At 58.8% G+C, this 20,969-nt stretch carries 24 protein-coding genes; 18 read left to right on the plus strand and 6 right to left on the minus strand.

Annotated features, from left to right (window positions below):
* Positions 1-33: 33 nt before the first annotated feature.
* From DOU54_RS21800 to guaA, 7 genes are all read left to right on the plus strand, one after another.
* Positions 34-1,557 carry a di-heme oxidoreductase family protein gene (locus tag DOU54_RS21800; protein WP_113731827.1) on the plus strand — a complete coding sequence of 508 codons (1,524 nt, stop codon included), beginning with the start codon at positions 34-36 and terminating at the stop codon, positions 1,555-1,557.
* Positions 1,557-2,678: an imelysin family protein gene (locus tag DOU54_RS21805; RefSeq protein WP_113380878.1), complete on the plus strand. Its 1,122-nt coding sequence runs from the start codon at positions 1,557-1,559 to the stop codon at positions 2,676-2,678. Before DOU54_RS21800 ends, DOU54_RS21805 begins: the two co-directional genes overlap by 1 nt.
* 4 nt (positions 2,679-2,682) lie before the next feature.
* Positions 2,683-3,777, plus strand: a complete 1,095-nt coding sequence (locus tag DOU54_RS21810; RefSeq protein WP_113380877.1) for a DUF1513 domain-containing protein — start codon at positions 2,683-2,685, stop codon at positions 3,775-3,777.
* 51 nt (positions 3,778-3,828) lie between these two features.
* Positions 3,829-4,281, plus strand: a complete 453-nt coding sequence (locus DOU54_RS21815; protein ID WP_113380876.1) for a TspO/MBR family protein — start codon at positions 3,829-3,831, stop codon at positions 4,279-4,281.
* Between the two features lie 78 nt (positions 4,282-4,359).
* Positions 4,360-4,812, plus strand: coding sequence for a PaaI family thioesterase (locus tag DOU54_RS21820; RefSeq protein WP_113380875.1), 453 nt, complete (start codon positions 4,360-4,362; stop codon positions 4,810-4,812).
* Positions 4,809-5,447 carry a 5'-methylthioadenosine/S-adenosylhomocysteine nucleosidase gene (locus DOU54_RS21825; RefSeq protein ID WP_113380874.1) on the plus strand — a complete coding sequence of 213 codons (639 nt, stop codon included), beginning with the start codon at positions 4,809-4,811 and terminating at the stop codon, positions 5,445-5,447. The genes DOU54_RS21820 and DOU54_RS21825 overlap by 4 nt, the downstream gene beginning before the upstream one ends.
* Before the next feature lie 83 nt (positions 5,448-5,530).
* Complete coding sequence (gene guaA, locus DOU54_RS21830; RefSeq protein WP_072493853.1) at positions 5,531-7,108, plus strand: glutamine-hydrolyzing GMP synthase; 1,578 nt, start codon at positions 5,531-5,533, stop codon at positions 7,106-7,108.
* Positions 7,109-7,178: 70 nt separating this feature from the next.
* On the opposite strand, the gene DOU54_RS21835 is transcribed toward guaA, so the two are convergent.
* Complete coding sequence (locus DOU54_RS21835; protein ID WP_006699713.1) at positions 7,179-7,667, minus strand: hypothetical protein; 489 nt, start codon at positions 7,665-7,667, stop codon at positions 7,179-7,181.
* Positions 7,668-7,806: 139 nt separating this feature from the next.
* On the minus strand, positions 7,807-8,385 hold the full coding sequence (locus tag DOU54_RS21840; RefSeq protein WP_113380872.1) for a TetR/AcrR family transcriptional regulator: 579 nt from the start codon (positions 8,383-8,385) through the stop codon (positions 7,807-7,809).
* Positions 8,386-8,802: 417 nt separating this feature from the next.
* Between DOU54_RS21840 and DOU54_RS21845 the strand changes: the two genes are divergently transcribed.
* Entirely contained in the window at positions 8,803-9,519 is a 717-nt protein-coding gene (locus DOU54_RS21845) for a 2'-5' RNA ligase family protein (RefSeq protein ID WP_077986565.1), read from the plus strand.
* A gap of 169 nt (positions 9,520-9,688) precedes the next feature.
* Here DOU54_RS21845 and DOU54_RS27585 read toward each other — a convergent pair whose 3' ends face one another.
* A complete protein-coding gene (locus tag DOU54_RS27585; protein WP_003503889.1) occupies positions 9,689-9,856 on the minus strand; it encodes a hypothetical protein in 168 nt (55 codons plus the stop codon).
* A gap of 234 nt (positions 9,857-10,090) precedes the next feature.
* Here DOU54_RS27585 and DOU54_RS21855 point away from each other — a divergent pair, with 234 nt between their 5' ends.
* From DOU54_RS21855 to DOU54_RS21865, 3 genes are all read left to right on the plus strand, one after another.
* Positions 10,091-10,438, plus strand: a complete 348-nt coding sequence (locus tag DOU54_RS21855) for an ArsC family reductase (RefSeq protein ID WP_035206648.1) — start codon at positions 10,091-10,093, stop codon at positions 10,436-10,438.
* 12 nt (positions 10,439-10,450) lie between these two features.
* Positions 10,451-10,927 carry a Cys-tRNA(Pro) deacylase gene (gene ybaK / locus DOU54_RS21860; RefSeq protein ID WP_004439416.1) on the plus strand — a complete coding sequence of 159 codons (477 nt, stop codon included), beginning with the start codon at positions 10,451-10,453 and terminating at the stop codon, positions 10,925-10,927.
* An 87-nt stretch (positions 10,928-11,014) separates the two neighbouring features.
* The gene (locus DOU54_RS21865; RefSeq protein WP_112766070.1) at positions 11,015-12,253 is read left to right on the plus strand and encodes an aminopeptidase; all 1,239 of its coding nucleotides are present in this window, start codon (positions 11,015-11,017) and stop codon (positions 12,251-12,253) included.
* Positions 12,254-12,259: 6 nt separating this feature from the next.
* On the opposite strand, the gene pecM is transcribed toward DOU54_RS21865, so the two are convergent.
* On the minus strand, positions 12,260-13,123 hold the full coding sequence (gene pecM, locus DOU54_RS21870; protein ID WP_113380870.1) for a 4-hydroxybenzaldehyde efflux transporter PecM: 864 nt from the start codon (positions 13,121-13,123) through the stop codon (positions 12,260-12,262).
* An 81-nt stretch (positions 13,124-13,204) separates the two neighbouring features.
* Between pecM and DOU54_RS21875 the strand changes: the two genes are divergently transcribed.
* The 3 genes from DOU54_RS21875 to DOU54_RS21885 all read left to right on the plus strand — a co-directional run bounded on the left by DOU54_RS21875 (position 13,205) and on the right by DOU54_RS21885 (position 15,774).
* The gene (locus DOU54_RS21875) at positions 13,205-13,705 is read left to right on the plus strand and encodes a MarR family winged helix-turn-helix transcriptional regulator (protein ID WP_113380974.1); all 501 of its coding nucleotides are present in this window, start codon (positions 13,205-13,207) and stop codon (positions 13,703-13,705) included.
* Between the two features lie 104 nt (positions 13,706-13,809).
* Positions 13,810-14,517, plus strand: coding sequence for a FadR/GntR family transcriptional regulator (locus tag DOU54_RS21880; RefSeq protein WP_004439405.1), 708 nt, complete (start codon positions 13,810-13,812; stop codon positions 14,515-14,517).
* A gap of 54 nt (positions 14,518-14,571) precedes the next feature.
* Positions 14,572-15,774 carry a mandelate racemase/muconate lactonizing enzyme family protein gene (locus tag DOU54_RS21885; protein WP_113380869.1) on the plus strand — a complete coding sequence of 401 codons (1,203 nt, stop codon included), beginning with the start codon at positions 14,572-14,574 and terminating at the stop codon, positions 15,772-15,774.
* On the opposite strand, the gene xseA is transcribed toward DOU54_RS21885, so the two are convergent.
* Positions 15,775-17,373 carry an exodeoxyribonuclease VII large subunit gene (gene xseA / locus DOU54_RS21890; RefSeq protein ID WP_113380868.1) on the minus strand — a complete coding sequence of 533 codons (1,599 nt, stop codon included), beginning with the start codon at positions 17,371-17,373 and terminating at the stop codon, positions 15,775-15,777.
* A gap of 188 nt (positions 17,374-17,561) precedes the next feature.
* On the opposite strand from xseA, the gene DOU54_RS21895 reads away from it, so the two are divergent.
* Positions 17,562-17,804 carry a hypothetical protein gene (locus DOU54_RS21895; RefSeq protein ID WP_006699721.1) on the plus strand — a complete coding sequence of 81 codons (243 nt, stop codon included), beginning with the start codon at positions 17,562-17,564 and terminating at the stop codon, positions 17,802-17,804.
* A 13-nt stretch (positions 17,805-17,817) separates the two neighbouring features.
* Positions 17,818-18,189 carry a hypothetical protein gene (locus DOU54_RS21900; RefSeq protein ID WP_048902645.1) on the plus strand — a complete coding sequence of 124 codons (372 nt, stop codon included), beginning with the start codon at positions 17,818-17,820 and terminating at the stop codon, positions 18,187-18,189.
* Here the strand turns inward: DOU54_RS21900 and DOU54_RS21905 are convergent.
* Positions 18,186-19,169 (minus strand): Gfo/Idh/MocA family protein, encoded by a 984-nt coding sequence (locus DOU54_RS21905; RefSeq protein WP_113380867.1) that lies wholly within the window; start codon positions 19,167-19,169, stop codon positions 18,186-18,188. The genes DOU54_RS21900 and DOU54_RS21905 overlap by 4 nt on opposite strands.
* Before the next feature lie 178 nt (positions 19,170-19,347).
* Between DOU54_RS21905 and DOU54_RS21910 the strand changes: the two genes are divergently transcribed.
* The gene (locus DOU54_RS21910) at positions 19,348-19,908 is read left to right on the plus strand and encodes an isochorismatase family protein (protein WP_045533036.1); all 561 of its coding nucleotides are present in this window, start codon (positions 19,348-19,350) and stop codon (positions 19,906-19,908) included.
* Positions 19,908-20,891, plus strand: a complete 984-nt coding sequence (locus DOU54_RS21915; protein ID WP_006699725.1) for a GlxA family transcriptional regulator — start codon at positions 19,908-19,910, stop codon at positions 20,889-20,891. The genes DOU54_RS21910 and DOU54_RS21915 overlap by 1 nt, the downstream gene beginning before the upstream one ends.
* Positions 20,892-20,969 lie beyond the last annotated feature (78 nt).

The following is a 20,969-nucleotide window of genomic DNA, read 5'->3' on the forward strand; positions in this document are numbered from 1 at the left end:
CGGCCTGTTGCTCCCCGCACGCGTTTGACTTTCATGGAAATGTCTCTGTCGCCGATCCGTAGGCCGTTCTTATTCGCCGGGGCAGCCTGTCTTTTGGCGACGGCGACGCTTGCCGCATCCTTGCGTGACGATCTGACGGAAAATGACAGAAACCGCGTTCTTGCCGTAACCGCTCCGGCGATCGATTCTACCGGCCCGGAGCCTTTCGAGGCCATGTCTGGCGGGGCGTCGACCAATACCAACAGAACTGACAGCACCGCGTTTTCCCATCCGTCAGCCACCATGCCCCCGAAGCGGAGGCAGGATTTTAAGCTCGGCAACGCGCTGTTTCAGAAATTGTGGGTCTCTTCTCCTTCTTCCACGCAGGCTTCAGACGGTTTGGGGCCGCTCTTCAACGCCCGATCCTGTCAGACGTGCCATGTGAAGGATGGCAGGGGCCGTCCGCCTCTTGCCGGCGAAGACGCCGTCTCCCTGTTTCTACGGCTGGCAAGGCCGGCTCGAGACGAGGCGGAACGGACGGCGATCGCGCGCCATGAAGTGTTGAACTTTCCTGACGACACTTATGGACGGCAGCTTCAGAATCTTGCCATTCCCGGCCTTGAGGCCGAGGGCAAGGCTGTCATCACCTATACGGAGAAGCGGGTGTCCCTGGCGGATGGCGAGATGGTGACGTTGCGCCAGCCTGATTATGCCGTGGCAGAGTTGAAATATGGCCCGCTCGGCGCCGATACTTCGCTGTCAGCACGCATTGCCATGCCGACCCTTGGGCTCGGCTTGATAGAAGCTATCAGCGACACCGATATTCTGGCCAACGCCGATCCGGACGACAAGAATGGGGACGGCATTCAAGGGCGTCCCGCTTGGGTCAAGGATCATCGCACCGGCGAAACGAAACTCGGGAGGTTTGGTTGGAAAGCTCAGAACGCGAGCGTACGCGACCAGAGCGCAAGCGCTTTCTCCCACGATATCGGCATCTCCACACCGGATGCGCCGAATGCCTATGGCGACTGTACCGACAGGCAGAAAAAATGTCTCGCCATGCCAACGGGCGTGCAACCGCGGCTCGGGCCGGTGGAGGCGCCGGATCAGGTTCTCGATCTCGTGACCTTCTACACTGAAAACCTCGCCGTGCCGCAACGGCGTGATGTCGGTGAGCCGATGGTACTGCGGGGCAAGCAACTCTTTTACGCATCGGGCTGCACGGCCTGCCACACCCCCAAATTCGTCACCCGACGCGATGCCGCCGATCCGATGCATGCGTTTCAGCTTATCTGGCCCTATTCCGATTTTCTGCTGCATGACATGGGAGAGGAGCTTGCCGATGGCCAACAGGTGGGCGAAGCAAGCGGACGACACTGGCGGACCCAGCCTCTCTGGGGCATAGGTCTGACAGAACGCGTGAATGGCAATGGTTTTTACCTGCATGACGGGCGCGCGCGCAGCCTGACGGAAGCGATATTATGGCATGGCGGCGAAGGTCAGAAAGCGCGCGACGCCTTTGCCGTCTTGAAAAAATCCGACCGGCAGGCTTTGCTGGCCTTTCTGGAGTCTCTTTAATGAAAAAAGCCATGCGAAAAATCTCCGGTCTCATATCTGTACTGATGCTTTTAACCACACAGCCGGCCATGGCGCAGGATGTGGAACTGATGCCGCCGCTACCGCTCGACCCCGCACAGGTACGCGGCGTCATGGAAAAGGCAGTGAACGGCTTCATCCGACCCGGCTACGACCACTTCCGACGCTCGGCAGAGACGCTGGAGGACAGCATGAAGGCTTTCTGCGCGGCGCCTTCTGCTACGACGGAGAAGACGGCGAAGGACGCGTTTGCCGATACCGTCTCAAGCTGGTCGACCATCGAGATCGTGCGTGTCGGCCCTGTCATCGAACAGAACCGTTTCGAGCGCGTCCTTTATTATCCCGATAAGAAGGGGCTCGGGCTGAAACAGGTTCAGCGTTACCTTTCCGACAAGGATGAAAGCGTTACCACCGCTGAAGGCCTGAGTGGCAAGAGCGTTGCCGCACAGGGGCTGGGCGCCCTGGAATTCATTCTCTACGGCACCGGCGCGAACGAACTTCTTGATAAGAAGGGCGATTTCCGCTGCCGTTTCGGAGCCGCCATTGCCGGCAATATCGCCGACGTCGCGGCAGAGCTTTCCGATAGCTGGAACGCGGCCGATGGCGCACAGAAAAACTGGACGCAGCCGGGGCCTGATAACCCCGTCTTCCGCGACGAACGAGAGGCGCTGGTTGCCCTGCTCGGCATTCTGGTGCACGGCGCCGAGGCGATCCGCGACCAGCGGATCGAGACCTTTTACAAGGGGCCGGACAAGGCGAGGTTTCCCCGCACCGCCATTTACTGGCGGTCTGGCCTGACATGGAGAAGCATCTCCACAAACATCAAGGCCATTCAGACACTGCTGCATACCGCCGATATGGCCGAACTCGTCCCCTCCGACCAACGCTCCATCGTAAATTCCATCGACTTCATCGCCAAATCGATGATCCGCGTGGCCGGGACAATCGATGCAGATGTGCAAAAGGCGCTGGATCAGGACGATCAGCGCGCGAAGGTGGATTATCTTCTGCTGAACGGCAAAGACCTTATCTACCGGTTAAACGATCAATATGGCGGCGCGATTGGCCTCAGTTCCGGCTTCTCTTTCGCCGATGGGGATTGAGCCGATGATCTCCGGCACCAAGCGGACACTGATAGATCGGCGCAGCTTCATCAAAGCGGCGGGAGTTTCCTTCCTCACCGCCTTGGCTCCCCGTTCACTTTATGCGCTTGAGCGGACAGATGCGGTCTTTGCTTCTGCCTTCCGCGCCCGTGACGGGTCCTACGGCATTGCGACGGTGAGCGAGCGCGGCGAGATCATCGACCGCGTCACGCTTCCTGCCCGTGCCCATGGAATGGCGACGAGCCACGCGACCGGCGTAACCGTGGCCTTTGCCCGCCGGCCGGGGACATTCTTTATGGCCTTCGACCCCGGGGGGCATCGCGAACCGATCGTGATGCACACGCCGGAAAACCGCCATTTCTACGGTCATGGACAGTTTTCGCCAGATGGGTCGATCCTCTATGCCAGCGAAAACGACTTCGACGGCAATCGTGGCGTTATCGGGCTCTATGACGCCAGAAACGGCTTCATACGCATCGGCGAATATGACGCGCATGGCGTCGGCACGCATGACATGACGGTGAGCGACGACGGGCGAACGATCATCATCGCCAATGGTGGTATCGAAACCCATCCGGATTTCGGCCGCACCAAGCTCAACCTTGACAGGATGCAACCTTCTCTCGTGCTGCTGGACGTCGCAACCGGCCATTTGATTCAGAAACACGCGATGCCGAACGGACTGCGGCAGCTATCCACACGTCATGTCGATATCGGGGATGACGGACGCATCTGGTTCGCCTGCCAGTATGAAGGACCGCGCAACGATCTTCCGCCACTTGTCGGCCATTTCTCTAGGGGTGAGGATGTAACCTTTGTGGATCTACCGGAAGAAACAACGGTCCGCCTTGCCAATTATGTGGGTGCCATCGCCGTCAACCGACGCGATCAGCTGGTTGGCCTGACCTCGCCCAACGGCAACGCCGCCGTGACGCTGGATGCAAAAACCGGGCGTGTGGTTTCCGAGACGACAGTGCGGGACGCGGCAGGTGTTGCGCCCGCCTTAAGAGGCATCGCGGTTTCGTCCTATCAGGGGTTTTTCGGAACCCGGCGCAGCGATGTGGCATGGGACCAGCACATCGTGCGGCTATCCAGCTAAAATATTGAAAAAACAGGGGAACAAAAGCCCAGCCGGCGCATTGGACCGATCATGAGAAATCTTGCGATCTATATTGTCTTTGTGGTTGTCGTTGTTGCCGTAGGGGCGTTGATCGGCGTCAACAATGTGCCCGGCGAATGGTATCAATCGCTGCAGAAGCCTTTCTTCAATCCGCCCAACTGGATTTTCGGGCCTGTCTGGACCGCGCTTTACGTGCTGATCGGCGTTGCTGGCGCCCGAACCTGGATCAGGAAGCGGATGGGGACGTGCATGCGGCTCTGGTTTACGCAGATGGTGCTGAACTTTCTGTGGTCGCCGATCTTCTTCGGTATGCAAAGCCCTGTAGGCGCGCTCATCATCATCATTCCCATGCTGATCTGCATCATCGCCTTTATGGTTCTGACCTATAGCCGCGACCGAACATCCACCCTGCTCTTCGCGCCCTATGCCTTGTGGGTCGCCTTTGCCACGGCGCTCAACGCCAGCATCGTCATGTTGAACTAATTGCCGCACTACCCTTGCCTTGCCTGCCGCCACGCGCCATGTCAGTTTGCGTTGGGACTTAAAGCAGGCAGGTAGGCCATGGAGATTACGGATCCCGGCGATTTTCGTCAGCGGATAGAAAGAAGCTTTGCGCGGCAAGGCGTGGTGCAGGCCATCAATGCCGAGATAAGCCGCATCGAACACCGGCTGGTGGAAATCGAGCTTCCCTTCCATGAAAAGCTGACCCAGCAGCATGGCATATTGCACGCAGGCGTCATCGCTGCCGGCCTTGATACTGCCTGCACCTATGCCGCCTATACGATCATCGAGCCGGAAGCCTCCCTTTTGACCATCGAGTTCAAGGTCAACCTGATGTCGCCGGGACGCGGTGAGCGGTTCCTGTTTCGCGGCGAGATCATCAAGCCCGGCAGCAATCTCATCGTCGCCGATGGCCGCGCCTATGCGCTTTCGGACGGGGGACCGGCAAAGCTGATCGCCTCAATGACGGGCACGATGATGGTGGTGAAAGGACGCGAGGATATTACCGGATGAGCTACCGGCTTTCGCACGTCGCCGATAAATCCATTCTTTTCGTCATGGCGGCTTCTGCCGAATACGGCCCCCACCTTCAGGCGCGCATTACGCCCCTGATGACCGGCGTCGGCCCGGTTGAAGCGGCCATTTCGGTGACGGCCGTTCTTGCTGGTCTCGATGCGGCTGACCATCTGCCCGACCTCGTCGTTTCGCTTGGCTCCGCCGGTTCGCGGACATTGCAACAAACGGGCATCTACCAAGTGGCTTCGGTTTCCTATCGCGATATGGACGCATCCGCCTTTGGTTTCGAGAAGGGGCGCACGCCGTTTCTCGATTTGCCCGCCGAACTGGCCCTGCCGCTCCGGATACCCGATATTGCCGAGGCAAGGGTTTCCACCGGCGGCAACGTCGTTTCGGGAGAAGCCTATGGGTTGATCGATGCCGATATGGTGGAAATGGAGACCTTTGCGGTCTTGCGCGTCTGCCAGCGCTTCGGTGTGCCCCTCATCGGCTTGCGCGGTATTTCCGACGGCAAGGGCAATGTGAACCATGTAGACGACTGGACAGAGTATCTTGATATCATCGATGAAAAGCTGGCAGACGCCGTCGACCAGCTCTGCCGCGCTATCGAAGATGACGTGATTGCCCTTTGAAACCTTGCGATTTTAGCAAATTTCCGCCGTTTGAAGCCCGCTTCCGGGTTGCCTAAAGCCGCCATTTTCTTTAAAGGCTCGCCATGACCCAGATAGCCCATCCCGACAGCATTCTCATCATCGATTTCGGCAGCCAGGTGACGCAGCTGATTGCGCGCCGCATCCGCGAAGCCGGGGTCTATTGCGAAATCCACCCGTTCCAGAATGCCGCAGAGGCGTTTGAGAAACTTCAGCCCAAGGGCGTGATCTTCTCCGGCGGCCCCGCATCTGTCACGGCGGAAGGAAGCCCGCGCGCGCCGCAGGCAGTGTTCGACAGCAAGGTACCGATCCTCGGCATCTGCTATGGCCAGCAGACACTGTGCACACAGCTCGGCGGCGTGGTCGAGGGCGGCCATGCGGCGGAATTCGGCCGTGCCGATATCGACATCAAGAAGGCTAGCCCGCTGTTCGAAGGCTTCTGGGAGCAGGGAAAAAGCTACCCGGTGTGGATGAGCCATGGCGACCGCGTGACGAAGCTGCCGGAAGGCTTCGAGGTCATCGCAACCTCCGAAAACGCACCGTTCGCCATCGCAGCGGACGAGACGCGCCACTATTACTCCACCATGTTCCATCCGGAAGTGGTGCATACGCCCGATGGCGGCAAGCTGCTGTCAAACTTCGTGCACAAGATCGTTGGCCTGAAATCCGACTGGACGATGGCGGCCTATCGCGCCGAGATGATCCGCAAGATCCGCGAGCAGGTCGGCACCGGCCGGGTGCTCTGCGCACTTTCAGGCGGCGTCGATTCTTCGGTTGCAGCCATACTCATTCATGAGGCTATCGGCGACCAGCTGACCTGCGTTTACGTCGATCATGGGCTGATGCGGCTTGGGGAAAGCGAACAGGTCGTCGGCATGTTCCGCGACCACTACAATATTCCGCTTGTTCATGTGGACGCATCCGACCTGTTCCTCGGCGAACTCTCCGGCGTTTCCGATCCGGAAGTGAAGCGCAAGACCATCGGCCGTCTGTTCATCGAGGTTTTCGAGGCCGAAGCGGCCAAGATTGCCGCCGATGGCAAGGGTGCTCCGAACTTCCTCGCGCAGGGCACGCTCTACCCCGACGTCATCGAAAGTGTCTCCTTCTCCGGTGGCCCTTCGGTGACCATCAAGAGCCACCACAATGTCGGCGGTCTTCCCGAGCGCATGAACATGCAACTCGTCGAGCCGCTGCGTGAACTCTTCAAGGACGAAGTGCGCGCTCTTGGCCGCGAACTCGGCCTGCCGGAAAGCTTCATCGGCCGCCATCCCTTCCCCGGTCCGGGTCTTGCGATCCGATGCCCCGGTGCGATTACCCGTGAAAAGCTCGATATCCTGCGTAAAGCGGATGCGATCTATCTCGACGAGATCCGCAAGGCCGGTCTTTACGACACCATCTGGCAGGCTTTCGCCGTGCTGCTGCCGGTCCAGACTGTTGGCGTCATGGGCGACTACCGAACCTATGACTTCGTCTGCGCGCTGCGCGCGGTGACCTCGGTGGACGGCATGACTGCGGATTTCTATCCCTACGACATGAACTTCCTCGGCCGTGCGGCAACCCGCATCATCAACGAAGTGCGCGGCATCAACCGTGTCGTCTACGATGTCACGAGCAAGCCGCCCGGCACGATCGAGTGGGAATAGGACCATACTCGATACGGTGAGGTTGCTGCCGCAACGCCACCGTATCTAAGGAAGAAAGACGACGCCGCGACTAGTTCGCGGCGTTTTTGTTTTGTCGGATGAGATAGATCATCTGGGCAGTCAGGCCGACCACGAGGATCGCCAGCAATCCTGCCTGGGCGCCGAGAAGCAGCGGCGATTTCAGGTCTGTCACTATCGGATGACCGTCGGGAACACGGCGCAGAATTTCACTCACCGTCGGGACCATCAACAGAAACGCGGTAATGCTGAGACAGATGGTTTCAATATATCTGGCGATACGCGTTGAACCCAGAACGCGTTCGATACCGTAGCCTGCAAGCAGGAACAGGATGGTCAGGACGCCAACGACGTAGCTGATTGGCTGATGCGCCACAAGAAAGACAGTTGCAGCGCCAATCAGCATGGACACAAAGTAGATTGCCCCGGGCGTGGATCGGGGGACGATGCGACCGTAACGGGTAAACATGAAAATGGCCGCGGGAATGGCGGGCAGACTGCCGAGCGTGTGGATCCAGCCAAGCGAAGAAATACCGAACATGCGAAATTGCCTTTCTCTTCCTGAAAGATGGGGTGGTCCGGAACGCAGATTGTCGCCGGCATGTCTGCCAGAGCAGCGTCATTAGTTGATCGGTCGGTCTCGTTTGGGTCATGCGTCGACGCCCCTCGCAAGATGCAGTTCAAGCGGTGATGCGCTCCAGCATCGGGCGGGTTATGGCGCCAAAGCTTGCGGCATCGCCATGTGCGCGCGCTGAGAGCATTGCGCCGTGCATGGTGGCCATGAACATCTCAGCATTGACCCGCGCTGTGCCGGTTAGTGCAAGGCGCCCCTGGGAAGCGCCGCGCTCCAGCACGGCTGTAAGCCAGTCCGAGAGACTCCGAAAATGCGCACGCACCTCGAAAACGACCGCTTCGGGAAGAATCGGTATTTCGCCGGCAAGCAGCGCACAGACGCAGAAGGGGTGGGTTGCATCGGCGATGCAGCGCTCCCAATAGCCGATATAGGCGCGAAGCTGCTCCAGCGGATCTGGAATGTGCTGCTCCAGCGCGGCGATACCGGCTTCGGCCTCGTGCCTGTACTGTGACACCAGTTTCGCGACCAAGTCCGCCTTGCTGGGAAAATGGTGATGAATACTCGCGTTACGAATGCCGACTACATGGGAAATATCGGCATAGCTAAAACTATTATAGCCCCCTCTTACAATCAGGGTCCGGGCGCACTGGAGAATGTCATCGGCTTTGGATTTAGAGCTTTTCATGCTTTTACCTACCAACTAGTAGGTAGAATGTCAAACACGTTCTTCGCAGTGAATAAGCCCGCGCGATGGGATCCGGACGAGGATCGACCCCGACGATCACAGGCAGAGAACCATAAAAGAAAGGCATGCCCTCAGCCACTGCCCCGTCATTGCCTGGCCCCATCGACATGCCACTCGCATTGGCTTGTTGGTTGGCCCTGCTTCCCGCCACCTTGGCTAGCGGAATGTTGGTCCCGCGGACCAGCTCGGAAGATCGTCTGTTCCAGACCGAGTTGCCGGGTCATACGGATTGCGTTCGCGAACGGCCGTATCGGATATTGCCCGGCATATGGTGAAGTTTTGTTCGCTTTTTGTTCTTCCAATTTTCCTCGGCGATGATAATATTGCGGCCTTGAGCAAAGGCCGTGGAGCATCGTCGTGAGTTTCGAGTTGACGGATAATGGAGGGTCAGGGCAGCTTTTCCTCGAAGGCTTCGATCTGGAGAAGCAGCGACGGGTCAATCCGCGATTTGGCAACAAGGTCTTAATCGTGCTGAAGCCGCCCGTGGCCTTGGCGGAGAGAATTTTCACCGATGCATCGTGCCATGCCGCCGGGCGGACGAAGCGGGCGGCCCATCCAGCCGAGCTTCTGCATATCACCCTCCTTTGCGTCGGGTGTTTCGACACCGTGCCTCGCGGTTTCGCAAACCGGCTGAAGGCGGCACTGGCGGAAATAAGGGCGCGTCCCGTTCCGATTACGTTCGATGGCAGCTCGCTTTTCGGCAATCGCAGCTGTCTGGCGCTAAGCAGCCGCCGCGAGATGCTGGAGCTCAGAGCATTGGCGAAGATGGTGCAGCGCGCGCTTTGGCGGGCCAATCTGCCCTTTGTTGCCGCATCGTCGTTCACGCCGCATCTCACCGTGGTCTATGGCTGCGGGAAAATCGACATCATGCCTGTTGAAAAACCATATAGCTGGCTGGCGGGCAGCTTCGAACTCATCTTCAGCCATAATGGGGAGACGCGGCACGAATCTCTCGGGCGCTTCCCGCTTTCGGCGAAAGCGGACCGCTATGAGCAGCCGGAAAGTCAATTATATCTGCCGGAAAAAATATTCAGGCCGCAGAAGCGGTCGGCGCACAAGATGGCGGCGCGATAACGCTTGCGTGAAAAAGCACGGCATACATGCCTGGCATTAGCTGCCCCACTGCTGTTAGACGCAGAGGATGCGCCAGCAAAAGCGCAGTTTGTAGCGCCCGCCGAGAACAGGGTGTTCCGGTATCTGGCGCGAGCGAGGCGGTGCCGCCTCGCCGGGAACGATAACCAGCTTAGAGCTGAACCTTGTCGAATGCCTTGCCATCGATGCCGAGGGCTTCGAGATCGGCACGGGCGGGCTTGCGATGCGCGCGAACAGCGGCCGAAACCGAGAGCGCTGCACCGAGAACGGCGAAAGTTTCACCGAAGAAGTTACGCGATGTCTTTGCAACCTGACGCATTTTTCTCTCCATCTTTGATGCCCAGATAATGGGCATTTCCGCACCGTTCTACAACTCATGATGTAGCAGGGAAGCCATGCAGCTTTGCCCGCGCTCGTTCGGATATCAGCCATTGCGATTTCGCATGGCTCAGGCTTAACGTCTTCAAAAGGACGCAGGGCGCTTCAGCTGGCGGGTTGAATAAGGCGGATATTTTGTTATGCCGGAAAGCTTGAAGACAAAGAGGCTGGCAGCATGACGATCATCATTTACGGCATCAAGAACTGCGACACGATGAAGAAGGCCAGAAGCTGGCTGGAAACCCATGGCGTCGACTATTCTTTCCATGACTACAAGGCCTCGGGCATTGACCGCGCCCATCTGGAGACATGGTGCGATGCCGCGGGCTGGGAAACGGTTCTCAACCGCGCCGGTACGACCTTCAAAAAACTCGATGACGGCCAGAAGGCTGGCCTGAGCCGCGAGAAGGCCATTGCACTGATGCTGGAGCAGCCCTCCATGATCAAGCGTCCGGTGCTGGAGGCGAAGGGCAAGATAACCGTCGGTTTCAAGCCTGAAACCTACCAGACTCTTTTTGCGTGACTGCAATCTGCCATGTCCAAAACAACCCGCGCCACCCAGATGCTGAACAAGGCGGGCGTCGCCTTCACCACCGTTACCTATGATTACGACCCGAATGCAGACCGCATTGGCCTGCAGGCGGCCGAGGCGATCGGCGAGCCACCGCATCTGGTGCTGAAAACGCTGATGGCGGAGCTGGACGGCAAGCCGGTCTGTGTCGTCGTCCCTTCGGATCGTGAGGTCAGCATGAAGAGGCTTGCGGCCGCTTTCGGAGGCAAATCCGCCAGCATGATGAAACCTGCCGATGCCGAGCGTGCCACCGGTTACCATGTCGGCGGCATCAGCCCTTTCGGGCAGAAGAAGCAGGTGCCTACGGCCATCGAGGCCGAAGCGATGACGCATGATTATGTCTACATGAATGGTGGGCAGCGCGGCTTGCAGGTGAGGCTTTCTCCCCGAGATGCCCAAACGGCACTGAAGGCCATTGCCGCACCGCTGGTCGCCGATTGAGGCGCAGGGGCGCGCCTGAAAGCGTTTGGCTTTCAGGAGGAATGGGCTATGGTCGGCGCCTCCGATTGAAATAGACGAAGGCAGATCATGACCGTTTCCCCCATCGATCCCGTCAAACTCGAAAAACTGGCCGAAGTCGCCATCAAGGTCGGTCTGCAATTGCAGAAGGATCAGGATCTGGTGATTACCGCGCCGCTGGCAGCGCTGCCGCTGGTGCGATTGCTGACAAAACATGCCTATATGGCGGGCGGCGGACTGGTTACCACCTTTTACTCCGACGAAGAAACCACGCTTGCCCGCTATCGCCATGCGAGCGACGCCAATTTCGACCGGGCTTCCGGCTGGCTTTATGATGGCATGGCAAAGGCCTATTCGAACGGCGCGGCGCGGCTGGCAATTGCCGGCGATAACCCCATGCTGCTGGCCGAACAGGACCCCGCCAAGGTTGCCCGCGCCAATAAAGCAAACTCCACCGCCTATAAGCCGGCGCTGGAGAAGATTTCCAACTTCGACATCAACTGGAACATCATCTCCTATCCGAACCCCTCCTGGGCAAAGCAGGTGTTTCCCGACGTGACGGAAGACGAAGCGGTCCGCAGGCTTGCCGACGCCATCTTCGCTGCTTCGCGGGTGGATCTGGCTGATCCGGTCGCCGCATGGGCTGAGCACAATGCCAACCTTGCCAAGCGCTCGGCGTGGCTGAATGGCGAACGTTTCGCTTCACTGCATTTCACCGGCCCCGGCACGGATGTGAAAATCGGCCTGGCGGACGGCCACGAATGGCATGGCGGCGCCTCCACCGCCAAGAATGGGGTCACCTGCAACCCCAATATCCCGACCGAAGAAGTGTTCACGACACCGCACGCGTTGCGGGTCGACGGTTACGTCTCCAGCACCAAGCCCCTGTCGCATCAGGGAACGCTGATCGACGATATCCAGGTGAAGTTCGAGGGTGGACGTATCGTCGAAGCCAAGGCTTCGAAGGGCGAAGCTGTATTGAACAAGGTACTCGACACTGACGAAGGCGCGCGGCGTCTCGGTGAAGTGGCGCTGGTGCCGCATTCCTCGCCGATTTCGGCAAGCGGCATCCTGTTCTACAACACGCTGTTCGATGAAAATGCCTCGTGCCACATCGCGCTCGGTCAGTGCTATTCGAAATGCTTCCTCGACGGCGCGTCGCTGTCGCAGGATCAGATCAAGGCGCAGGGCGGCAATTCCAGCCTGATCCACATCGACTGGATGATCGGTTCCGACAGGGTGGATATCGATGGCGTGAGGCCGGATGGCTCCACGGTTCCTGTCATGCGCAAGGGCGAATGGGCCTGACGACACCTATCTCGGCAACTGGCTGCGCTGACTGAGCCAGATGCTGAAGAGCACCGCAACGAAACCTGCGATCTGCGCTGGCGTGAGGCTTTGGCCGAGCGCCAGCCAGCCGAGCAGGGTTGCAACGACCGGGCTTAGAAAACCAAGCGATGCGGCGGCGGAAGGTTCGATGCGGGCAAGTCCGCGGAACCACAGAAAATAGGTCAAGGCAGCGCCGATAAGACCCAGATAGGCCATGCCGAGAATATTGGCGGCCGTCGGCGTCGGCAGTGCGGGTTCAAAAAAATACGCGACCGGCAGCAGCAGGATACCACCGGCTGTCAGTTGCCAGGCGGTAAACGTCAGGTTCGACACCGGCGGACGCCATTTGCGGGTCAGCACTGTTCCAAAAGCCATGGACACGGCACCGGCAAGGCCTGCCGCCACGCCGATACCATCCATCGCAGGCCCCGGCGCCAGAACCAGAAGCGCCACACCGACAATACCCAGAAAACCGGCCGCGATAGCCAGCGGCCGGACCGGTGTCGCGAGAAACAGCCGGGAAAGGCCAATCACGATCAGGGGCTGGACCGCGCCCACCGTTGCCGCCACGCCGCCGGGCAGCCGATAGGCCGAAACGAAAAGCATCGCCCAGAAGAACGAGAAATTCAGTGCCCCCAGAATGAGGCTGCGCGGCCACCAGATACCGTTTGGCAGTTTTCTCACGAAAAGCAGCAGCAACACGCCAGCCGGCAATGCGCGCAGCATGGCGACATGCAGAGGGTATCCATGAGGCAAAAGCTCGGTCGTGACGAAATAGGTCGTGCCCCAAATAGCGGGAGCAAGGGCAGTCGTCAGCACATCGGCGGCATAGCCTGTGTTTTTCTTCATTTCAAGAATCTCTATATCAAGACAAATGCATCCTAAGTGATTTTATCTTGACGTCAAGATACTAATTGTTATGCCTTGATGATGAGCAAAGAATCACTTGACCGTGTCGATCACATTCTGGCGCAATGGCGCAGGGAGCGGCCCGATCTCGATGTCGAACCCATGGCGCTGCTGGGGCGCCTGAACCGTCTCACCACCCATCTAGCGCGAGAGGTGGAGACCGTGTTGCTGAAGCACGGTCTTTCCTCCTCCGCTTTCGATGTTCTTGCAACATTACGGCGTTCCGGATCACCCTACCGGCTTTCCCCCGGCGATCTGCTGGCGATGACAATGGTAAGCTCCGGCACCATGACCAACCGCATCGACCAGCTCGAAAAAGCTGGGTTTGTGAAGCGCATACATAATCCCGATGACCGGCGCAGCGTTTTGATATCGTTAACAGAACCGGGATTTTCCATTGTCGAGGAAGCGGTCGGTGCACATGTCGAAAACCAGCAGCGCCTGGTCTCCACTCTGAGCGAGGAAGAGCGCACGACGCTGAACCAGCTGTTGAAACGGTTCTTGCGGGATTTCGAAGCGTAGGCATTTCCGCTTGGCAAACATAATGCTCCATGATGCCGCTTGTTTCGCGCCCAAAAATCCTGTAAGCAATTTTCCGTAAACCTGTACTACAGGTTGGAGGAAAAATGTTAAGTGCCATTTCGCATGAATCCGGTCTCGTCAGCAGCACGATTGGCGCGATCACCCGTCATATCCGCGAAAACGAACTTGCGCCCGGCGCCAAGCTCCCGAGCGAACTTTCGCTCTCGCAGCAGCTCGGCGTTTCCCGCACCGTCGTCCGTGAGGCCTTCCGGTCCCTATCGGCCATGCGGCTGATCGATGTCAGCGCCGGCAAACGCGCTACGGTAGCGACGCTGGATCATGGTGCGATGTCATTGATGTTCGAACACGGCATTCACACCGAACAGATCAATATCCAGCAGATCTACGATGTGCGCCGCACGATCGAAGTCAGAACCGTGACGCTCGCGGCGCTCAGACGAACGGATGCGGAAGCGCTCACCATTCTCGACCATGCCAACAACATGGAGCGGGACTTTGGCGACAATGACAAGGTCATGGAACATGATCTGGCTTTTCACCTTGCTGTTGCAAGAGCCTCCAAGAACCCGGTTTTTGAACTCATTCTCGGCGCCTTTCAGAATGTAACGCGCCAGACGTGGCCGATCGGCTGGAAAAGCCGCACATCCGATGCACAGCGACATGCTGCAGGCGAACTTCACATCGCCATCGGACAGGCCATTGCCGCCGGTGACCCGCAAACCGCTTCAACGCTGATGGCGCGTCATTTCGATGAAAGCGTTCACGCGCTTCTGGCGGCCGGCATCGCCTGATTTTTTTCAACGCAGTCCCAGACGGAAACTGACTGCCTCTGGAGGAGACACTTCATGAAAATCACCAAACTCGAGACCGTCCGCGTGGCGGAACGGGCAAACCTGCTCTGGGTTCTGGTCCATACGGATGAAGGCATTACCGGGCTTGGCGAAACCTTTTATGGCGCCGAGACGGTGGAGACCTATGTGCATGAATATATTGCACCCAGGGTCATCGGCCGCGATCCGCTGCAGATCGACCTTCTGGCGCAGGATCTCGTCGGTTATCTCGGCTTCCGCTCATCCGGTGCGGAAGTGCGCGGCAATTCGGCATTCGATATTGCGCTTTGGGATATTTTCGGCAAGGCCACCAACCAGCCGATAGCCCAGCTGCTCGGTGGTTTCAGCCGCAAGGAAATCCGCACCTACAATACCTGCGCGGGCACTGAATATATCAAGAAAGCTACCGGCCAGCACACGGCCAATTACGGCCTCTCCGGTGGCAAGGATTATGACGATTTGAACGGCTTCCTGCATCGCGCGGACGAGCTTGCCCATTCGCTGCTGGAAGACGGCATCACGGCCATGAAGATCTGGCCTTTCGATGCAGCGGCGGAGAAGACGCGCGGGCAATATATCTCGATGCCGGACCTGAAGACTGCGCTTGAGCCGTTTGAAAAAATCCGCAAAGCGGTGGGCGACAAGATGGATATCATGGTGGAGTTTCACTCCATGTGGCAGCTTCTGCCCGCCATGCAGATCGCCAAGGGGCTCACGCCATACCAGACCTTCTGGCATGAAGACCCGATCAAGATGGACAGCCTTTCCAGCCTGACGCGGTATGCCGCTGTTTCGCCCGCACCGATTTCCGCGTCCGAAACGCTGGGCTCCCGCTGGGCCTTCCGCGACCTGCTCGAGACAGGTGCTGCCGGTGTGGTGATGCTTGATATCAGCTGGTGCGGCGGGATTTCCGAAGCGCGCAAGATTGCCTCGATGGCGGAAGCCTGGCATCTGCCGGTCGCCCCGCATGATTGCACCGGGCCGGTGGTGCTCTGCGCCTCCACACATCTGTCGCTCAATGCGCCGAATGCGCTGGTGCAGGAAAGCGTGCGTGCCTTCTACAAGACCTGGTATCGCGATCTCGTGACCGCATTGCCGGAAGTGAAGAACGGCATGATCACCGTGCCGCCAGGCGCTGGCCTTGGCATGGAGCTGCATCCCGATATCGAAAAAACCTTCACCGTCAGCCGCCGTTTTTCAGATGCGGCATCAATCTGATCAGAACAGGCTGCCTTGATTGCCAGGGTCCGAAGAAGCCGGTTTTACCGGCTTCTTTTTCAACGCGACGGGCGTATCCGGGGACGGCGTCCCCTCTCCCGTTGTGATGGCGGAGACGCGACCGTCGGCAAATTCCATAGAGACAACAGCGCCTGACGCGATAGCCGCCGCACGAGTCAGCGGCCGGTTCTCATCATCGCGGATCACCGCGTAGCCGCGATTCAGCACGTTCTTATAGGACAGCGATTGCAGGATACGATCATGGGCGGCGAGACCGGAACGGTTCTGCGCCATGCGATGCAACACGGCGGTATCGGCGCGACGAGACGCGGTGACGACGCGTTCCTTCTGCCGCTCCAGTTGGCCGAGAAGTCGGGCGGGGAGCGAACGCAACGCGGAATCGAAAGCATCAACGCGGCCCTTGCCCTGCAACAGGCGGCGTTCCACCAGGGTCTCGGCCCGGTGTATGCGTTCGCTGATCCCCTGCCTGTGGTGTTTGAGACCGTTCAACAGGCTTTCCGGTCTGAGACCCGAGGCAGAACGTTCGAAGGCACGGCGCTTGTTGAGAGCTGTTATTTCCAATCCGCGACCAAGACCACTCGCGGCCTCGTCGAACCGGCGGCGCGGCAAAGCAAGAAGCTGATCGAGCGAAGGCAGCGCGCGCACCAGCGCCCGCACACCTTGACGGCGATTGTCCATCTGCCGCAAGACCGAACCGGAAAGGCGGGCAGCGAGGCCCGACAGCTGCGCTTCCAGCTCTGCACGCACGGGCACGGCCATTTCGGCGGCTCCCGTCGGCGTCGGGGCGCGCACGTCCGCGGCATAATCGATCAATGTCGTATCGGTCTCGTGTCCGACGGCGGAAATCAGCGGGATTTCGCTCTCGGCAGCGGCGCGCACGACGATTTCGTCATTGAAGCTCCAGAGGTCTTCGAGGCTGCCGCCGCCGCGCGCAACGATCATTACATCGGGGCGGGCAATCTCGCCGCCGGGCTGAAGCGCGTTGAAGCCGCGAATGGCGTTCGCCACCTCCTCACCCGAGCCTTCGCCCTGCACTTTGACCGGCCAGACGACGACATGGACCGGGAAACGATCCGAAATGCGGTGGAGAATATCGCGGATGACCGCGCCCGTTGGCGAGGTCACAACTCCAATGACGCGCGGCATGAAAGGCAGGCGGCGCTTGCGAGCCGGATCGAACAGCCCTTCCGCCGCCAGCCGCCGGCGGCGATCTTCCAAAAGCGCCATCAGCGCGCCGGCGCCGGCGGGCTCAAGGTTTTCGATGACGATCTGGTATTTCGAGGAACCGGGAAAGGTGGTGATCTTGCCGGTGGCGATGACTTCCATGCCCTCTTCCGGGCGGAATTTCAGCCGCGAGAAGGTGCCCTTCCAGATCACCGCATCGATGCGGGCGCGATCATCCTTCAGTGAGAAATAGGCGTGTCCTGACGAATGCGGCCCACGATAACCAGAAATTTCGCCCCGCACCCGCACCTGTTCGAACGCCGTCTCCACAGTGCGTTTGATGGAGCCCGACAGTTCGGAGACCGAGAATTCGGCAAGATTGCTCAATGCGGCGTGGGAGAAGATATCGCTCATGCCTGTTTGTAACCAAAAGCCGTCGATTCGGAAATGCCAGCGCCGGCCAGCGCTTTTTTAACCGCGATGAAACCATATCCTCAACTACCGAGTTAGGAAAATGGGGAATGGAGGAGAAAACAAGGGTTCGTTAGGGAAGACGGCGTTACGTCTGTCCTAGGCCCGGCAACCAAAGAGGAGGCGGCATCATGATTTTTCTTACCGCCACATTGCTTGGCGTAACCGCAGTTGCGTTACGTTCGGTTTTCAGCATCGTTTTCATTTGCATGATGATTATCGGTGCCTATGGCGTGGCGATTGCACTTTCTCCCACGGCCGTACCGCTGATGTCGCTGCTTCTGGCACTCGCCGGTTACAATTTCGGTGTCGTCGGTGTCGTTATCAGCCTTCTCGTGCTGCAGCGCTCGCGTTCCACCCAGCCAACCCTCTAAAAGCCCCCCGGCCTTGAGGCTTCCGCGCTTTGCCCTTACCGAGATTTGCGGGCTGGCCGCCGACATTATCGTTACCTGTCTGCTTATGTTCTATCTCGGCGTTGATGCGCTCGTCGCCCGCGTGCCCGGCGCGGCAACGGGGCTCGCAACAAGCTGGCGGCTGAACAGGGTCAATGCTGAGGCATCAGTTAGGCCGAACGGTTTCTTGATGAACGCCGTAACTTTTACAGCACGTATTGTCAGCGTCGGGCTTTTTGCGCTGCTGCAATGGCGCAACCCCCTGGTGCAACCGCTCGTGCCACTTGTCTTTTCAGCATTCGCGGCACTGGTGCTGGCGCTTTACGGCTATTGGCGGCTTCAAAGGCAACGGCAAGAGCGAGACTAAACCGTTTCCCAGCCGTCCTTTTCCGCCGCCCGGTAGATGGCGTCGATGAAAAGCTGGTTCTTCCTTGAGCTTTCCAACGTGACGACGTCGTCCTCACCTTTCGCCGCACGGGCAAAGGCCTCCGCTTCCAGCTTGTACTGACGGCTGTCCTGAAACCGGAAGATTTGCGAGGCGTTATGGGTCTGATTGGTTAACTCGATCTCTTCCGCGCCCCACCGATTGGCGTTGAAGGGCGACTTTACCTCGATGTAACCGTTCGTGCCATGGAAGACCATGAGCTGGCGGGAGGCGAGTTGTGTCGCCAGATAGAAGCTCAGTTCAAAACCGCCGAAATCGGCCCTGACGCTAGCGTAGATATCCGTGCCGAATTCACTGTCGCGTTCGACGGTCGCTTGCACACGTTTTGGTTCCGCACCGGTGGCAAAACGCGTCACGATCGTCGGGTAGACGCCGATATCCGGCAGGGCGCCGCCGCCCAGTTCGGGAATATTACGCATATTACCGGGATCGCGGTTGAAGTAGGTGAAAGCGCCCTGCACATGTTTCAGCGAACCAATTGCGCCCGAAGCCAGCAGTTCTTTCACTTTCGCCCAGACCGGAGCGTAGGCCACCATGAAGGCCTCGGATACGATAACGCCGTTACGGTCGCGCGCGGCAATAAGGGCGTCTATCTCCTCGGCCTTTAATGAAATCGGCTTTTCGCAAAGAACATGCTTGCCGGCATCAGCCGCCCTGACGGTCCATTCCACATGCTGCGAGGTGGGAAGCGGAATATAAACCGCATCGATGACATCAGAAGCCAGCATTTCTTCATAGGAGCCGAAAGCGTAGGGCACTGAAAAGCGATCGGCCACCGCGCGCGCTTTGGCAGGATCGCGGCTGGCGATGGCGCTGACCACACAGTTCTGTGCATCCTGTATTGCCGGAATAACGTGGTCCTGAGCGATTTTCGCCGTTGAGATTATTCCGAAGCGCAGCATTCCGTTCTCCCGTTCTGTCATTCCTGGAAACTTAGCACCGCCACACACTCTGGCAAGCCGCGGCAGCGCGACTGATAAAGAATGGCCGGATTTGTCCGGTCATTGTCGGTCTGGCTGCTTTTATACGTATATCAAAAGGAAAATGATGCTAGACATGAACCCAACAGAGAACCGTGAAATGTCCTCTTCCAACACCGCGCTGCTTGTCATCGACGTTCAGGAATCCTTTCGTCACGCCCCCTACTTTGATGAAAGCGGCCTCACGCTTTATCTTGAGAAGCAGCAGGCGCTCATCGATGGCGCCAAAGCTGCTGGTATTCCCGTTGTGCAGATCTTCCATGTCGATGGTGACAAGGCCTTCTCAAAAGACAGCGGTTACATCCGTGCACTTGAGGGCGTAAGAATTACCCCAGATGTCACCTTTCACAAGAACCGCCATTCGGCCTTTGCCGGCACCGGTCTTGAAATCTGGCTGACTGAGAAGGGCATCAACCGATTGATCGTCTCCGGCATCCGTACCGAGCAATGCTGCGAAACCACGACCCGGCACGCTTCCGATCTTGGTTACAAAGTCGACTACGTCAGCGAAGCGACGCTGACTTTCCCGATGACACATGCTTCCGGCACCGTTTTCAGTGCGGAAGATATCCGCAAGCGAACCGAACTGGTGCTGGCTGGCCGCTTCGCGCGCATCGCAACTGTCAGCGACGTGCTTGCAACCATCAAAGAGGCCGCCTGATGGATGAGGGCGGCACCCGCGTCGTTCCCTTTTATACGCTTGTGCCGCCACATGCGCTGTTGCTCGATATAGCCGGCCCGCTTGAGGTGATCCGTTATGCCAACGGGGAACAGCGCGACATTCATTTTGACTGCCGGTACATTGCTGCGAGCGACGAGCAACAAACTTCCATTGGCCTTGCGCTTGCCCGGCTTGAGAGCTTGCCGGCGACGTTGCCGGAAAATGCTCTTCTACTGATCTCCGGGAGCACATCACGCTTCGACAGTGATCCGGGAACGCAGCGTGAGCGGCAGGCGCTGGCGACATGGCTGCGCCGTGCAGTGCGTCCCGACACTACGGTGATTTCCATTTGCTCCGGCGCGCTTCTGGCGGGCGAAGCGGGCCTTTTCGACGGCCGCAACTGCACGACCCATGCCGACTGTATAGAGGGGCTACGCCGCATTGCGCCATTGTCACAGGTGGCCGAAAACCGCCTTTTCGTCGAGGACGGCAACCGTTTCTCCAGCGCCGGTATTTCCACCGGCATCGACCTGATGCTGCATGTGGTCTCCCGGCTGACATCGCCTGCGGTTGCGGCACGCATCGCCAAAACCATGGTGGTTTATCTCAGGCGTAGCGGTAACGATCCGCAAATCTCCCCCTGGCTCACAGGCCGCAACCACATCCATCCCGCCATTCACCGGGTGCAGGATCGCGTAATGGCCGAACCGGCGCAGGACTGGTCGCTGGAGCGGCTAGCGGATATCGCCGCGCTCAGCGAAAGGCATCTCTCACGTCTGTTTCGCGAGCATGCCGGCATCAGCGTCATCGATTATGTCAACCTGATGCGGGTCAACCTCGCCCGTGATATTCTCGCAAACAGCCGCCTTGATATGGAGGCCATTGCCGAACGGGCGGGTTTTGCCTCCGCCCGGCATTTGCGACGGGTCTGGCAGCAGCATAACCGTTATCCGCCCAGCCACTATCGCGGCTTTCACGCCTGATAATCTCGGACCTCCCGCAGCCTGATGATTGCCATCAAAGGAATTGAATGGTTATGCCGGCGGGCAGTTGCTAACCTT

The sequence above is a fragment of the Agrobacterium sp. MS2 genome (assembly GCF_003261015.1).
Taxonomy (GTDB): domain Bacteria; phylum Pseudomonadota; class Alphaproteobacteria; order Rhizobiales; family Rhizobiaceae; genus Agrobacterium; species Agrobacterium pusense.

Coding starts and splice junctions, on each gene's coding strand:
- DOU54_RS21800 (WP_113731827.1), top strand. CDS start 34: ATGGAAATGTCTCTGTCGCCGATCCGTAGGCCGTTCTTATTCGCCGGG.
- DOU54_RS21805 (WP_113380878.1), top strand. CDS start 1,557: ATGAAAAAAGCCATGCGAAAAATCTCCGGTCTCATATCTGTACTGATG.
- DOU54_RS21810 (WP_113380877.1), top strand. CDS start 2,683: ATGATCTCCGGCACCAAGCGGACACTGATAGATCGGCGCAGCTTCATC.
- DOU54_RS21815 (WP_113380876.1), top strand. CDS start 3,829: ATGAGAAATCTTGCGATCTATATTGTCTTTGTGGTTGTCGTTGTTGCC.
- DOU54_RS21820 (WP_113380875.1), top strand. CDS start 4,360: ATGGAGATTACGGATCCCGGCGATTTTCGTCAGCGGATAGAAAGAAGC.
- DOU54_RS21825 (WP_113380874.1), top strand. CDS start 4,809: ATGAGCTACCGGCTTTCGCACGTCGCCGATAAATCCATTCTTTTCGTC.
- guaA (WP_072493853.1), top strand. CDS start 5,531: ATGACCCAGATAGCCCATCCCGACAGCATTCTCATCATCGATTTCGGC.
- DOU54_RS21835 (WP_006699713.1), bottom strand. CDS start 7,667: ATGTTCGGTATTTCTTCGCTTGGCTGGATCCACACGCTCGGCAGTCTG.
- DOU54_RS21840 (WP_113380872.1), bottom strand. CDS start 8,385: ATGAAAAGCTCTAAATCCAAAGCCGATGACATTCTCCAGTGCGCCCGG.
- DOU54_RS27585 (WP_003503889.1), bottom strand. CDS start 9,856: ATGCGTCAGGTTGCAAAGACATCGCGTAACTTCTTCGGTGAAACTTTC.
- DOU54_RS21855 (WP_035206648.1), top strand. CDS start 10,091: ATGACGATCATCATTTACGGCATCAAGAACTGCGACACGATGAAGAAG.
- ybaK (WP_004439416.1), top strand. CDS start 10,451: ATGTCCAAAACAACCCGCGCCACCCAGATGCTGAACAAGGCGGGCGTC.
- DOU54_RS21865 (WP_112766070.1), top strand. CDS start 11,015: ATGACCGTTTCCCCCATCGATCCCGTCAAACTCGAAAAACTGGCCGAA.
- pecM (WP_113380870.1), bottom strand. CDS start 13,123: ATGAAGAAAAACACAGGCTATGCCGCCGATGTGCTGACGACTGCCCTT.
- DOU54_RS21875 (WP_113380974.1), top strand. CDS start 13,205: ATGAGCAAAGAATCACTTGACCGTGTCGATCACATTCTGGCGCAATGG.
- DOU54_RS21880 (WP_004439405.1), top strand. CDS start 13,810: ATGTTAAGTGCCATTTCGCATGAATCCGGTCTCGTCAGCAGCACGATT.
- DOU54_RS21885 (WP_113380869.1), top strand. CDS start 14,572: ATGAAAATCACCAAACTCGAGACCGTCCGCGTGGCGGAACGGGCAAAC.
- xseA (WP_113380868.1), bottom strand. CDS start 17,373: ATGAGCGATATCTTCTCCCACGCCGCATTGAGCAATCTTGCCGAATTC.
- DOU54_RS21895 (WP_006699721.1), top strand. CDS start 17,562: ATGATTTTTCTTACCGCCACATTGCTTGGCGTAACCGCAGTTGCGTTA.
- DOU54_RS21905 (WP_113380867.1), bottom strand. CDS start 19,169: ATGCTGCGCTTCGGAATAATCTCAACGGCGAAAATCGCTCAGGACCAC.
- DOU54_RS21910 (WP_045533036.1), top strand. CDS start 19,348: ATGTCCTCTTCCAACACCGCGCTGCTTGTCATCGACGTTCAGGAATCC.
- DOU54_RS21915 (WP_006699725.1), top strand. CDS start 19,908: ATGGATGAGGGCGGCACCCGCGTCGTTCCCTTTTATACGCTTGTGCCG.